This window comes from Micromonospora matsumotoense, assembly GCF_900091525.1.
GTDB classification, from domain to species: Bacteria; Actinomycetota; Actinomycetes; order Mycobacteriales; family Micromonosporaceae; genus Micromonospora; species Micromonospora matsumotoensis.
The window spans coordinates 435,200-448,479 of record NZ_FMCU01000004.1; the positions used below are offsets into that span (position 1 = coordinate 435,200).

Genomic DNA, 13,280 nt, shown 5'->3' on the forward strand with positions numbered 1-13,280 from the left:
GTGATTCTCGTTGCTTAGCGACGTACTCTGCCTGCGGGGCGGCGGCGTGTCAACGGCTTGCCGCAAAAGAGGCGGAACGGTTAACGAAGCCGGTCGTACAGGCCGTTCACAGGCCGCCCACCAGGGGATCAACCGGCCTCGGACGCGGCCAGCAACTCCCGCGCGGCCAGCGCCGTACGCAGCACCGCGACCGTCTGCGGATCGAGCGGGTCGACCCCCAGCAGCCGCTTGATCAGGCCGACCCGGTAGCCCACCGAGTTGCGGTGCAGATGCAGTCGCTCACTGACCGCCTGCCGGCTGCCCCCGGTCGCCAACCAGCAGTCCAGGGTGCGCAGCAGGTCGTCGCGGTGCGCGATCGGCCCCAGGTGCCGGTGCACGAACCAGCGCAACCGCTCGTCCGGCACGGCCAACAGGACCTGCGCCAACCCCGCCTGCCCGAACGGCAGCTCGGGCCGCTCGTCGGACGACCGCAGCAGCAGCCGCAGCAACCGGTCCGCGTCACGGAACGAGACCGCCGTCCGGGCCGGCCCGGTCACCAGCGACCCGGCGACCACCCGCACCTGACCGCCCCCCACGATCTGGTCCAACCGGACCCGCAGCCGGGTCACCTCGCGCTCCACGTCACCGTGCAGCAGGGTCCAGGCCCGTCGCCCCTCGGCCAGCACCGGCCGGTCCAGCCAGCTCAGCGCGGACGCCCACCGGCGCTGCTGCGCCCCCGTGTACGCGATCCCGGCGACGGCGTGCGGCTGGTCCAACCGCCAGCCGTGCGCCGCGCCCGCCCGCAGCAGCTCGGCCTCGCCGGCCCGCAGCAGCCCGGTCCCGCCGGCAGGGGACGGCCCGGTCTCGCCCGACCGGAGCAGTCCGGCCTCGGCCTCGGTGGGTCCGGGTGGCGACCCGGCGGGGTCGCCGAGGCCGTCGCGCAGGGCCCGCAGCACCGTCGCGGCGTCCCGGACGGCAGGCGGCGGCGACTCGTGCCGGACCGCCTCGATCAACAGTGCGGTGGGCGCGGCCCCCGCGAACGCCAACTGCCCCGCCGTGACCGGCTCGGCCAGCAGCAGCGCGCCGAGCCGGCGGGACCCCGTGCCCACCGCCACCGCCCGACCGGTCCACCCGTCGGCACAGCGCACCGGGGTCGGCACGCCGCCCGGCACCCCCGCGCCGCCGGCCCGACCGCCCGGTACGGGTCGGCGGGCATCCTGTGCGACCAGGGCGCGGCGCACGTCGTCCGGCGCGGCGGCGCAACGAGGGCCGTCCGCGCCGTCGCTGGCGGCGAGCAGCTCCCCCGTCTCGGCCACCAGCCGGCAGGCCGCCCCGGTCCGCTCGGCCAGCGCGGCCAGCAGCTCCGGCCAGCCGGCACCGGCGAAGGCGAGTTCGGTGAGCCACTGGGCGAACGCGGCCAGCGGCGGCCCGGCGGCGACGGCCAGCCGTGGTCGCGCCGCCGCCAGCTCACCCGGTCGGCTCACGCCGACGGTCGGTCGGCTCACGCCGACGGTCGGTCGGCTCACGCCGACGGTCGGTCGAGCAGCCGGACCGCGACGGCCTTCTCCTGGGTGTACTCGCGCAGCGCCGCGTAGCCGCCGCCCCGGCTGAAGCCGCTCTCCTTCTGCATGTTGAACGGAAAGCCGATCACTCCCGCGTCGTGGAACTGGTTGACCGCCACCTGCCCGGCGCGGGCCTGCCCGGCCACCCGCAGCGCCCGGGACACGTCGCTGGTCCAGATGCAGGCCAGCAACCCGAAGTCGGTGCCGTTCATCAGTGCCACCGCCTCGTCGACCCCCCGGAAGCCCTGCACCGCCAGCACCGGGCCGAAGACCTCCTCCCGGGCCAGCCGCATGTCCGAGTCGACCTGGTCGAAGACGGTCGGGGCGACGTACCAGCCGTCGTCGAACGCGGCGGTGGCCGGCTCGCCGCCGGTGACCAGCCGGGCCCCGGCGGACGGGGCCTCGGCCAGGAAGCCCCGGACCCGCTCGTACTGGGCCTGGCTGACCAGCGGCCCCATGTCCAGGTCCTGGTCCCAGGGGCCGGTCCGGATCGCCGCCATGCCGGCGGCGACCCGCTCCACCACCTGCGCCCGGATCGACTCCTCGACCAGCAGCCGGGAGCCGGCGTAACAGTTCTGCCCGGCGTTCTCGGTGATCGAGGCGATGATCGCCGGGATCGCCACGTCCAGGTCGGCGTCGGCGAAGACCACGTTCGGGGACTTTCCACCCAGCTCCAGCTTGACCGGCACCAGGTGCTGCGCGGCAGCCCGCATCACGGCCCGGCCGGTCACCGTCGAGCCGACGAAGCTGATGTGGTCGATGTCGGGGTGCCCGGTGAGCGCGACCCCGGCCTCGGGACCGAGCCCGGTGACCACGTTGAGCACGCCCGGCGGCAGCCCCGCCCGGCGGCCCAACTCGGCCAGCGCGAACGGCGACAGCGGCGCGATCTCGGACGGCTTCAGCACCACCGTGTTGCCGGCGGCCAGCGCCGGGGCGACGTTGGCCACGGTGAGCACGGCCGGCACGTTCCACGGGATGATCACCGCACAGACCCCGTACGGCTCGGGCCGGGTGTAGCCGAAGTAGTCCGGCGTACGGGTGGGCAGGGTGACCCCGGTGAGCTTGTCCGCGGCCCCGGCGAAGTAGTCGACGATGCCCTGGGTGATGTACATGTTGAGCCGCCCGCCGGAACGGGGTTTGCCCACGTCACGCGACTCGTGCTCGGCGAGCTGCTCGACGTGCGCGCCGATCAGGTCGGCCCAGCGGCGCAGGATCGCGCCGCGCTCGCTGGGCGAGGTCGCCGCCCAGCCGGGGGCGGCCCGTCGGGCGGCGGCGACGGCGTGGTCGACGTCGACCGCGCGGGCGCGGGCCACCGACTGGATGGTCTCCCGGGTGGCGGGATCGAGCACCGGTAGCTCACCGCCGTCGGCGGCGGCGGTCCAGGCGCCGTCGATGAGCTGGCGGGCGGTGGGAATGTCCAGGTCAGCCATGTGCGAATCCTTGACCCTCTACGTTTCGCATGTCAAGATGCAATCTCGCTTTGTGAGTCACTAGGAGGGCGCGTGCGGATCACAGCGGCGGTGCTGGAGAACGCGGGAGGGCCGTTCACCCTGCAGCAGATCGACCTCGCCGACCCCGGGCCGGACGAGGTGCTGGTCCGGGTGCACAGCGTCGGGATCTGCGCCACCGACCTGGAGTTCGCCAACTTCTTCCCCACCCCGGCGGTGCTCGGCCACGAGGGCAGCGGGGTGGTCGAGCAGGTCGGCGCGCGGGTCACCGGCATCTCCCCGGGCGACCACGTCGCGATGAGCTTCACCTCCTGCGGCGACTGCCCGCTCTGCCGGGGCGGAAACCCCGCCTACTGCCGCCAGTTCGACGCGGTCAACTTCTCCGGCCGGCGACCCGACGGCAGCTCGGCACTGTCCCGCGACGGGCAACCGGTCAACGGCCACTTCCTGGGCCAGTCGTCGTTCGCCAGTCACGTGGTCGCCCCGGCCCGCGCGGTGGTGCCCATCAGCAAGGAGGTCGACCTGGGCGTGGTCGGCCCGTTCGGCTGCGGCTTCGGCACCGGCGCCGGCGCGGTGCTCAACGTGCTGCGCCCGGAGGTCGGCTCCTCGCTCGTCGTCTTCGGCGCGGGCGCGGTCGGCGTCGCGGCGATCCTGGCCGCGCGGGTGGCCGGTTGCGCCGTCGTGGCGGCGGTCGACGTCAACGCCGGCAAGCTCGACACGGCCCGGCTGCTGGGCGCGACCCACGGGGTGAATTCCGCCGACGGCGACCCGCGCGAGCTGCTGACCGCGATCGCCCCGCACGGCTTCGACGTCGCGATCGACACCACCGGCCGGGAGGACGTACTCCGGCTGGCCGTCGAGTCGCTCGGCCCGCTCGGCCGCTGCGGCGTGGTCGGGATCGGCCCGAGCGAGCAGATGAGCTTCGAGTGGCGCAGCGTGCTCAACGGCCGCAGCATCACCGGCATCATCGGCGGCAGCAGCCTGCCCCAGGTCTTCCTGCCGAAGCTGCTGGACCTGCACGCCGCCGGCAACTTCCCGGTGGACCGCCTGATCACCCGGTTCCCCTTCACGCAGATCAACGAGGCGGTGGCGGCGCTGCGGTCCGGCGAGATCGGCAAGGCCGTCCTGACCCTCTGACGGGCCGCCCCCGCCCGCCGGCGCGGCCACCCGCCGAGGCCGGCAACCCCCCGCCCACCTGGCCGGGCGGGGCAGCATCGACAGCGCTGTATCTCATGGCGAAACATTGTCTCGCCATGTGAGCGACATTACCCTTGGCGTCAGACCCACACCCAGTGGCGCGGCTGGGCAACACCGCGCAGCGTCCCGCACCTGTGGAGCACGTCCCGATGACCGAACAGCAGCGCACCGCCCCGGCCGCCGCGCAGACCGCGACCGAAGACCGGCCCGTCGCGCCCTTCGACCACCACTCGGCCGAGTGCAACACCGACCCGGTGGGCTACTACCGGGAGTTCCGGCAGACCTGCCCGGTGGGTCGTACCGACGCGCACGGCGGCTTCGTCTACACCACCCGGTACGCCGACGTGGTCCGGATCGCCCGCGACGACGACACCTTCTCCTCCGCCCGCGCCACCGCCGGCGGCGACGGCACCGCCATCGTCATCCCCCGGGGCCCCGGCCTGGAGCAGTACCCGATCGAGCTGGACCCGCCCGCCGCGACCGGCTACCGCGACCTGATCAACCCGCTGCTCACCCAGGACGCGGTGGCCGAGTTGGCCCCGATGGTCGCCCGGCACACCACCCGCGTGGTGGACGCCTTCATCGCCGAGGGGTCGGTGGACTTCGTCCGCGACCTGACCAACCCGCTGCCGGCCGCCGTCACCCTCGACTGGCTGGGCTTCCCCGAATCCGACTGGGCCAAGCTGGCCGGCCCGATCCACGACATCTTCGCCGCGCTGCCCGGCAGCGAGCGCGCCGTGCGCGGCGCCGCCGGCCTGGCCTACCTCGACCAGCGGATCCGGGAGCTGATCGTCGGTCGGCGCGCCGCGCCGACCGGCGACGCGGTGAGCTACCTGGCCGCCCAGCGTCGCCCCGACGGGGAGTTGTTCGCCGCCGACGAGCTCGTCTCCGTCATCGGGCTGCTGATCGCGGGCGGGGTGGACACCACCACCTCGCTGACCGGCTCCACCCTGGTGCACCTGAGCCGCCACCCCGACGACCGGCAGCGCCTGATCGACTCCCCCGACCTGCTGCTCACCGCCACCGACGAGTTCCTGCGGGTGTTCGCCCCGTCCCAGTCGATGGCCCGTACCGTGCGGGCCGACACCGAGGTCGGCGGCTGCCCGGTCAGCTCCGGTGAGCGGGTCCTGATCCCCTGGGTCGCGGCGAACCACGACCCCGTCGTCTTCCCCGACCCCGAGCAGCTCCGGTTGGACCGCGACGCCGCCCGGCACCTGAGCTTCGGCATCGGCAGCCACCGCTGCGCCGGCGCCCACCTGGCCCGGCTGATGTTCCGCGAGATGATCACGCAGGTGCTCACCCGGCTGCCCGACTTCCGGGTCGTGGAGGAGGGCCTCGTCGCCTACCCCACCCGGGGCAACCAGAGTGGCTGGGACGCCATCCCGGCCGTCTTCACTCCGGGTCCCCGCCGCGACGCCGACGCGGCGGGGACCCGGCCCACCGCCAGCCTGACCGGCGACCGGGGCCTGGTCATGGCGACCACCGGCGCCGTCACCGACGAGGTGCTGGAGGTACGCCTGGCCGACCCGACCGGCGCGGAGCTGCCGCCCTGGACGCCGGGCGCGCACCTGGAGGTGCGGCTGCCGTCCGGGCGGGTCCGGCAGTACTCCCTGTGCGGCGACCCGGACGACGCCCGGCACTACCGGATCGCGGCCCTGCGCGAGCCGGCCGGCCGGGGCGGTTCGGTGGAGCTGCACACGCTGGCCCGCGCGGGCGTCACCCTCTCCGTGCGCGGCCCCCGCAACCACTTCCCGCTCGTCGACGCCCCCGGCTACCTCTTCCTCGCCGGGGGCATCGGGATCACCCCGATCCTGGCGATGGCCCGCGAGGCCGACCGCCGGGGCGTGCCGTTCCGGCTGGTGTACGGCGGGCGAAGCCGGGCCTCGATGGCCTTCGTCGACGAGGTGGTGGCGCTGGCCGGGGACCGGGTCACCCTGCTGCCGCAGGACGAGGCCGGCCTGCCCGACCTGCGGGCGCTGCTCGGCTCCACCGGGGCGGACACCGCCGTCTACTGCTGCGGGCCGACCGGCATGATCGACGCGGTGGAGCGGGTCTGCGCCGAGACGGACCGGTCGGGGCAGCTACACGTCGAGCGGTTCACCGCCGGTGACGACCTGGAGGTCGCCTTCGACCCGGCGGCGAACACCGAGTTCGAGGTGCACCTGGCGCGGACCGGGGCGACCCTGCGGGTGCCGAGGGACCGCCGCATGATCGACGTACTGCGCGAGATGGTGCCCGGCCTGACCTACGACTGCGAGAAGGGCTACTGCGGCGCGTGTGAGACCCGGGTGCTGGCCGGCACGCCGGAGCACCGCGACTCGCTGCTCACCGACGAGGAGCGCGCGGCCGGCCGGAGCATGATGATCTGCGTCGGGCGGTGCCGCTCGGAGCGGCTGGTGCTGGACCTGTAGGTGTGCCGCCCGGACGGGCCGGCCGCTGACCAGCGGCCGGCCCGTCCGTCGCCGGTGGCCGTCGCCAAGGGTCCCCGCCGGTGGCCCGCACGGTGTTACGGGTGACCTCGACGGCGCGGGTGTGTCAGGTGCCGGTGGCGCGCACCGATCGACGGCGGTGGCCCGGTACCGTCACCCGCTGGCCGGCGCCGCTCCGGCCGCCGTCACGACGCGTTCGCCAGGGCGTCGAGGATCAGGTCGAGGCCGAAGGTGAACTGCCCGCCGAAGTGGTAGCCGGGCTGCCGGACGTGCCGGGTGGCGAACTCGACCAGGTGCGGGTAGTCGCCTGCCGCGAACCGCTCCATGATCGAGTCCGCGACCTCGGTGGCGGAGTCGCCGCCGTCGAACGGCAGTGACGCCTCCTGCAACACGAACCCGAAGACGTACGCGTCGATGATCGCGTAGGCGTGCGCGGTCATCGGCAGCGAGAACCCCCCGCCCCGCAGCACGCCCAGCATGCTGTCGTGATGGCGCAGGGTGGCCGGGCCGGGGCTGGTCCTGGTCTCGACCAGGGCCAGCGCCCAGGGGTGCCGGGCGAGGACCGCCCGGGCCGACAGACACCGTCGGCGCACCTCGGCCCGCCAGTCACCGCCCACCTCGGGCAGGTCGATCTCGGCGAAGACCCCGTCGACGAGCGCATCGAGCAACTCGTCCTTGTTGCGGATGTAGTGGTAGAGCGACATCGGCTTGGCGTGCAGCGCGGCGGCGAGTGACCGCATGGTCAGCGCGCCGAGGCCGTCGGCGTCGGCGATGGCGACCGCAGCCCGCAGCACCCGTTCCCGACTGAGCTGCCGCACCGGTTCGCCCACCCTGTCGCTCCCCTGACGCCCGGTTGACCGCCTGCACCGCCCACCGTACCGTACTAAGTAAGTCGTACTTAGTACGAAGACTTGGGAGGCGACGATGTCCCTGCGTGTGGCCGGTCGGTGGGCCGGCGCGTTCTTCCTGTCGGCGTTCGTCGCCTACGGTCTCGGCAGCGCGCTCGCCGGGCAACCGGCCGGGGTGACGCTCGTGGTGCTCAACTCCGTGCTGGTGGCGGCGATCGGCGGGCTGGCCTTCCGGGCGCTGCGTCGGGCACACCCGGGAGCCGCCTGGACCTACCTGGTGGCCCGGGGCGCGGAGGCGTTCCTGCTGACCGCCGGCATCGTGCTGCGGGACCGGGTCGGTGCCGGGGCCGGCGACCTCGCCTACCAGTTGGCCATGCTGGCGCTGGGGCTGGGCAGCCTGCCGTTCTGCCTGGCCCTGGCCCGGCGGCACTGGCTGCCCCGCTGGCTCGCGCTCTGGGGAACCGTCGGCTACGCGCTGCTGGCGGTCGGCGCGGCAGCCGAGCTGGCGGGGATGGCGGTCGGGGTCGTGCTGGCCGCCCCGGGCGGGTTGTTCGAGATCGTCTTCGGCCTGCTGCTGCTCACCCGGGGCTTCACGCCGGCCGGCGCCGCCACCGCCGGACCAGGCACTCCGGCCAGCGCCGCCGGACCAGGCACTCCGGCCGCCTCCCGAGCAGGCGCGCTGACCAGCGCCACCGAGGCAGGCGAGCCGATCACCGCCGCCGGAGCAGGTGAGCCGGCCAGCGCCACCGGAGCGGCCGGGGCGGGCCCGGACCGCTCTCGCGCCCGCCGGGCGGCGCTGGCCGCCGGGCTCGGCCTCCTGCTGATGGCGGTGCTCGCCGGGTGGGCCAACTTCGCCGTCGTACAACCGCTGGTCGACACCGACGCGGCCGGGAGCGCCAGGCGACTGCCGGCACGGCAGGGGGCCCTCACCCTGGCCGTGGTCGCCCTGTTCACGGTGGCCTGCCTCGACGTGCTGGTCGGCTGGGCGCTGCGGACGTTCCTCGGCCGCACCCGGCCCACCGTCGCGCTGCTGTCGGCCTGGTGCCGCACCGGGTACGCGATCGTCCTCGCCGTGGCGCTCACCCACCTGATCGCCGTCGCCGGACTGCTGCGCGACGGCGCGGGGGCCGACCGGCTCGCCGCCGAGGGGCATCCGCGACTCACCGACTTCCAGCAGGTCTGGGAGCTGGGTCTGCTGCTGTTCGGCGTACACCTGCTGCTGGTCGGGGGATTGTGCTGGCGCTCACCCACCGTGCCGACCTGGGTGGCGGCGCTGGTGGGGGTCGCCGGCGCGGGCTACCTCGCCGACTCGGTCGGGTCGCTGCTCCCGGCCGGTCATCCGGTGCAGGTCTCCGGGGTCACCTTCGTCGGCGAGGTCGTCCTGATGGGCTGGCTGCTCGCCCACGCCGCCCGACACCGCTCCCCCGGTCGGCGGGTCGCGCCGGGCCCGGACCGACGTCCGCTCATCCCCGCCCGGTGAGCAGGCCCCGGCCCGCCGCCTGGCCACCCGGGCCCCGACCCGCCGGCCGGTGAGCAGGCCCCCTCGGGTGGTGAACCGGGCCGGACGACAGGCCACCCGGTGATGCCGCCCGACGGCGCACCGCCTGGTGACCACATGCGGACGGCCCGCCGCGCCACGACACTGGGGCGCTGCGGGCCGTCCTGACGAGGGGCCGGTGGGTCAGTTGCCCCACTCGAAGTTGGGCTCGACCGCCTCGGCGATGTGGAACCGGCCGCCCGGCGTGACGACCGCGGCTTCCCGGTCGGTCACCACGTGCTTGCCGAAGCTGTCGACCAGCGGCCGGCCGACGTCCCGCTTGAGCCACAGGCGCAGCAGGTGCCGGCGACGCTCCGGCTCCGGGAAGTCGACGTAACCGGTACGCGAGTGCAGGGCGGCGTAGTTCAGCAGCCACTGCACGTCGCCGGGCTGGAAGTCCATGTCCAGGGCCAGGCCGGCGGACTGGGAGACCTCGTCGTAGAGGTGCAGCAGCTCGATCTGCGCGTCGGTGAGCCGGGGCACCTCGGGGTAGTCCTGCGCCGAGAAGATCATCGAGCTGCCGGCGTAGGTGCTGAACACGCCGTCGACATAGCTGCAGATCGGCGAGGTGTAGGTCTTCGCCGGAGCCTGGTGGTCCTGCTTGTACCAGTCCCAGTGCCAGGGCTCGAACAGCAGCGGCGCGAGGTCGGGCCGGCGGCGCAGGATCTCGTTGTAGATGGTGGTGCCGCTGACCAGGCTGCTCGCCCCGCCGGCCTTGGCCGCCCGCAGGCACATCAGCGCGACCACGTCGGAGCTGTCGGAGTGGAACGGCAGCCGGTCGCGGACCCGCGACGGCAGGGCCGACGGGTCGTCGAGGGTCTTGTTGGAGGTGGCGATGACGTGGTCGAGCACGTCGCCCATCTGGTTCTGCCCCATCGGCACGCCGAGGTGCAGCCCCATCAGGTAGAAGATCGCCCCGGCGAGGGTGTCGCCGTACTCCTCCGTGCGCAGGCCCCGGACCAGGATGAAGCCGCGTCCGCTGTCGAGCTGGCGGGCGCACTCCTCGTTGAGCCCGGCACAGGCCGGCAACGGGTAGTCGGCGGCGGTCACCGTACGCAGGTCGGGGTTGTCGGCGACGAACCGCCGGCCGACGGTCTCCAGCTCGGCGAGTTCGGCGTCGCTGAGCTGGTAGACCCATTCGGTCGAGGTACGCAGCTCGTCACCGCGCCAGGCGGACGGGCCGGAGATGGGGGCGAGATCGATTGCGGTGGTCATGATGGTGCGCTCCGAGGGTCGGTTCTGCGGAAAACGGGTCAATGTCCCGGCGTGGGCCGTGCCGCCCACCGGGCTGATCAACGACGTGGGCGATCGCCGTGTCCCGGACGGGAGGCGGCGCGCCTATCCATCAGAACGGGGTCTGCGGGTCCCCGGCGGCGGTCCCGGGGCGCATGCCCTCCCGCGGCGGGTGTACCCGCAACGGCTCCTCGTAGCCGCGCACCAGCAATCCAGAGCCTTGCGGAACTCGGATCATGGCGTTCTCCTGCGGCTGGCGATGATCGCTCCAGGCTAACCAACCCCCGCTGCGACGTCAACAGAGACACCGTCTCGCAATATGATCTGACCGACGTCGGGACGGGTCCGACGGCACCCGCACGCTCCGCGGCGACCGACGGCGTGCGGTTACCAGGCGTAACCATCCGACAACATCGATCACACCGGGGGTCGGGCACGGAGCACGCCGCACCCCTCCCCGGGAGTGGGCGCTGACGATTGCCGACCCGCGGCATACGGGCCTGGCCGCGCAGGTAGCGGGTGACCATGGCGACCAGTTCGTTCCCGAAGGTCTCGACCGGCACGTCGCGTGGGTCGCCATCAGCCTGTGGGTGTTCAGCTCGACGGTGAACATGATCAGGTCGGTGGCCACGTCCAGGTTCTCCACGCGCACATCGGGGTGGCCGGCCAGCAGGTCGCGCACCTGGGCGGCGCGCGTGCGGCTGTGCCGGTCGAGCGTGTCGACCAGTTCCTGGGAGAAGGACGCCTCCTCGATCATGATGCGGAGCAGTCTCGGGTCGTCGTCGTGGTGGTCGATCGCGTCCCGGACCAGGGTCCGCACCACGGATTCCAGGCTGCCGGATCGTGCTGCTCTACAGCAGCCGCAGCCCGGATGAGATCATCTTTGCCGGGGCCGGCGACGTACAGTCGCGGTGAGGGCGAAGCGCCAGGCCAAGATTCCGGCACCGGGGTGAGGGAGAGTGCAGGGTGTTCGGTTCGAAGAAGAAGATCAACGATCTGATGGCGCAGCTCAGGCCCGACCTGAGTCGGGAATCGCTCGGCGTCGGGCCCGACTTCCCGGGCGTCGCCCCGAACCCGCTCCTGAGCAGTGATGCACGGAAGCGCAATGCGGAACTGCGTACGGGGGCGCTTGCGCTCGGCGTTCTCGTCGACTGGCGGGAGGTGAACAGCAACCCTCGCGTGGTCCTGGTGTTCGACGTGGAGACTGCCGACGGCATCTCGTTCCGCGGTATCGCAGACGAAGACCTCACGATCACCGAGCTCACCCGACTCGCTCCGGGACAGACATTGCCCGTGCGCTACCGGCCGGCCGTCATGGACCACTACGTCGCCCTTGCCCGGGACGCGGACCCGGCCCGTGTGCAGCAACTCGCTGACGAGATCGCGAGCCGCAAGCGGACCTGACCCGAAGCCATTGGCCGGTTGCGGCCAGGTTCCGTCTTGCGGATCATGAGTCTGGCTCGTTGAGCCTGGTATGGCGCGAGGTGATCTCACGAACCACGAGTGGGCTGTGCTGGCCCCGTTGTTGCCGGCGCAGCCGGTGCGGGGTGGGCGGTGGCGGGATCACCGGCAGGTCATCAACGGGATCTGCTGGGTGAAACGCACCGGGTCGCCGTGGCGGGACCTGCCCGAACGGTACGGGTCCTGGAAGACCGCCCACGGACGGTTCTCCCGGTGGGCGGCCGACGGCACGTGGGCCCGGTTGAAGGCCCACGTCATCGCCTTGGCCGAACTCGACGACGGTATCGACTGGAACGCCCAGGTCGATGCCACCATCGTGCGTGCCCGGACTCGCTCACCGGCGACAAGGCGTACTCCTCTCGCGCGAACCGGACCGCCCTGCGGGACAAGCACATCACCACGGTCAGCCCCGGCCGCCGGGCGGCGCGCACCGGAGGTCAGCCGGGCAGACGGGCGTTGAGGCGGGCGGCCTGGCGGATCAGGTGGTCACGTTCGGCGAGGTGGGCGGCCCGGTGGGCGGCCTCGGCGTACCACCGGGCCGCCGTCGCCCGGTCACCGGCCCGCTCGTGCAGGTACGCCGTCACCGCCGCGTGGCGGGGCACCGACGGGTCCACCGCCGCCAGTGCCGCCAGCCCGGCCCACGCCCCGTCGGCCTCCCCGACGGCCACCGCCCGGTTGAGCCGCACCACCGGGCTGTCGGTCAGTCGCACCAGTTCGTCGTACCACTCGACGATCTGCACCCAGTCGGTCTCCCCGGCGGCCTGCGCGTCGGCGTGCAGCGCGGCGACGGCGGCCTGGGCCTGGAACTCGCCCAGCCGGTCCCGGGCCAGCGCCGCCTGAAGGATGCGCACCCCCTCGGCGATCAGGGCGGTGTCCCACCGGCTGCGGTCCTGCGCCGCGAGCGGGACCAGGCTGCCGTCCGGCGTGGTCCGGGCCGCGCGTCGGGCGTGGTGCAGCAGCATCAGGGCGAGCAGCCCGGCCACCTCGGGGTGGTCGACCATCGCCGCGAGCTGCCGGGTGAGCCGGACCGCCTCGGCGGCGAGGTCGACGTCGCCGGAGTAGCCCTCGTTGAAGACCAGGTAGAGCACCCGCAGCACGGTGGCGACGTCGCCCGGCCGGTCGAGGCGTACGCCGGACACGGTGCGCTTGGCCCGGCTGATCCGCTGCGCCATGGTCGCCTCCGGCACCAGGTACGCCCGGGCGATCTGCCGGGTGGTCAGCCCGCCGACGGCGCGCAGGGTCAGGGCGACCGCCGACGACGGGGTCAGCGCCGGGTGGGCGCACAGGAAGTAGAGCCGGAGCGTGTCGTCCACCCCGGGCGTCGGCCCCGGGGGCGGTTCCTCGACGACGAGTGACTCCCGCCGTCGGCGGGCAACGTCCGCCCGGCCCGCGTCGAGGAACCGGTGCCAGGCCACGGTGACCAGCCAGCCCTTCGGGTCCCGGGGCGGGTCGGCCGGCCAGCCGTGGACCGCCTGGACCAGCGCGTCCTGCACGGCGTCCTCGGCCGCCGCGAAGTCGGCCCCGCGCCGGACGAGAACCCCGAGCACCTCCGGGGTGAGCCGGCGCAGCAGGTCACCGTCCACCGG

General features: G+C 73.7%; 12 protein-coding genes. 5 read left to right on the forward strand and 7 right to left on the reverse strand.

Features of this window, described 5'->3' with window-relative positions; translation table 11 throughout:
* Nucleotides 1–128: 128 nt before the first annotated feature.
* Together GA0070216_RS11620 and GA0070216_RS11625 are read right to left on the reverse strand one after the other, a co-directional pair.
* On the reverse strand, nucleotides 129–1,484 hold the full coding sequence (locus GA0070216_RS11620; protein ID WP_176738922.1) for a helix-turn-helix domain-containing protein: 1,356 nt from the start codon (nucleotides 1,482–1,484) through the stop codon (nucleotides 129–131).
* 17 nt (nucleotides 1,485–1,501) lie between these two features.
* Entirely contained in the window at nucleotides 1,502–2,971 is a 1,470-nt protein-coding gene (locus GA0070216_RS11625; protein WP_091243714.1) for an aldehyde dehydrogenase family protein, read from the reverse strand.
* Between the two features lie 72 nt (nucleotides 2,972–3,043).
* Between GA0070216_RS11625 and GA0070216_RS11630 the strand changes: the two genes are divergently transcribed.
* The gene (locus tag GA0070216_RS11630) at nucleotides 3,044–4,126 is read left to right on the forward strand and encodes an NAD(P)-dependent alcohol dehydrogenase (RefSeq protein ID WP_091243718.1); all 1,083 of its coding nucleotides are present in this window, start codon (nucleotides 3,044–3,046) and stop codon (nucleotides 4,124–4,126) included.
* A 209-nt stretch (nucleotides 4,127–4,335) separates the two neighbouring features.
* Nucleotides 4,336–6,597 (forward strand): cytochrome P450/oxidoreductase, encoded by a 2,262-nt coding sequence (locus GA0070216_RS11635; protein ID WP_091243721.1) that lies wholly within the window; start codon nucleotides 4,336–4,338, stop codon nucleotides 6,595–6,597.
* A 203-nt stretch (nucleotides 6,598–6,800) separates the two neighbouring features.
* Here GA0070216_RS11635 and GA0070216_RS11640 read toward each other — a convergent pair whose 3' ends face one another.
* On the reverse strand, nucleotides 6,801–7,445 hold the full coding sequence (locus tag GA0070216_RS11640; protein WP_091243724.1) for a TetR/AcrR family transcriptional regulator: 645 nt from the start codon (nucleotides 7,443–7,445) through the stop codon (nucleotides 6,801–6,803).
* 94 nt (nucleotides 7,446–7,539) lie between these two features.
* Between GA0070216_RS11640 and GA0070216_RS11645 the strand changes: the two genes are divergently transcribed.
* Complete coding sequence (locus GA0070216_RS11645) at nucleotides 7,540–8,943, forward strand: DUF4386 domain-containing protein (protein ID WP_091243726.1); 1,404 nt, start codon at nucleotides 7,540–7,542, stop codon at nucleotides 8,941–8,943.
* A 201-nt stretch (nucleotides 8,944–9,144) separates the two neighbouring features.
* Here GA0070216_RS11645 and GA0070216_RS11650 read toward each other — a convergent pair whose 3' ends face one another.
* The 3 genes from GA0070216_RS11650 to GA0070216_RS34495 all read right to left on the reverse strand — a co-directional run bounded on the left by GA0070216_RS11650 (nucleotide 9,145) and on the right by GA0070216_RS34495 (nucleotide 11,056).
* Nucleotides 9,145–10,215 carry a TauD/TfdA family dioxygenase gene (locus GA0070216_RS11650; protein ID WP_091243729.1) on the reverse strand — a complete coding sequence of 357 codons (1,071 nt, stop codon included), beginning with the start codon at nucleotides 10,213–10,215 and terminating at the stop codon, nucleotides 9,145–9,147.
* Nucleotides 10,216–10,345: 130 nt separating this feature from the next.
* The gene (locus tag GA0070216_RS36075; RefSeq protein ID WP_255554102.1) at nucleotides 10,346–10,471 is read right to left on the reverse strand and encodes a hypothetical protein; all 126 of its coding nucleotides are present in this window, start codon (nucleotides 10,469–10,471) and stop codon (nucleotides 10,346–10,348) included.
* Nucleotides 10,472–10,528: 57 nt separating this feature from the next.
* Nucleotides 10,529–11,056 carry a hypothetical protein gene (locus GA0070216_RS34495; RefSeq protein ID WP_218108170.1) on the reverse strand — a complete coding sequence of 176 codons (528 nt, stop codon included), beginning with the start codon at nucleotides 11,054–11,056 and terminating at the stop codon, nucleotides 10,529–10,531.
* A 143-nt stretch (nucleotides 11,057–11,199) separates the two neighbouring features.
* Between GA0070216_RS34495 and GA0070216_RS11660 the strand changes: the two genes are divergently transcribed.
* Both GA0070216_RS11660 and GA0070216_RS11665 read left to right on the forward strand, forming a co-directional pair.
* The gene (locus tag GA0070216_RS11660) at nucleotides 11,200–11,637 is read left to right on the forward strand and encodes a hypothetical protein (RefSeq protein ID WP_091243731.1); all 438 of its coding nucleotides are present in this window, start codon (nucleotides 11,200–11,202) and stop codon (nucleotides 11,635–11,637) included.
* A gap of 70 nt (nucleotides 11,638–11,707) precedes the next feature.
* Nucleotides 11,708–12,154 (forward strand): IS5 family transposase, encoded by a 447-nt coding sequence (locus GA0070216_RS11665; RefSeq protein ID WP_091243734.1) that lies wholly within the window; start codon nucleotides 11,708–11,710, stop codon nucleotides 12,152–12,154.
* Here the strand turns inward: GA0070216_RS11665 and GA0070216_RS11670 are convergent.
* Complete coding sequence (locus GA0070216_RS11670) at nucleotides 12,132–13,277, reverse strand: RNA polymerase sigma factor (RefSeq protein ID WP_091243736.1); 1,146 nt, start codon at nucleotides 13,275–13,277, stop codon at nucleotides 12,132–12,134. The two genes, GA0070216_RS11665 and GA0070216_RS11670, sit on opposite strands and share 23 nt — an antisense overlap.
* Nucleotides 13,278–13,280 lie beyond the last annotated feature (3 nt).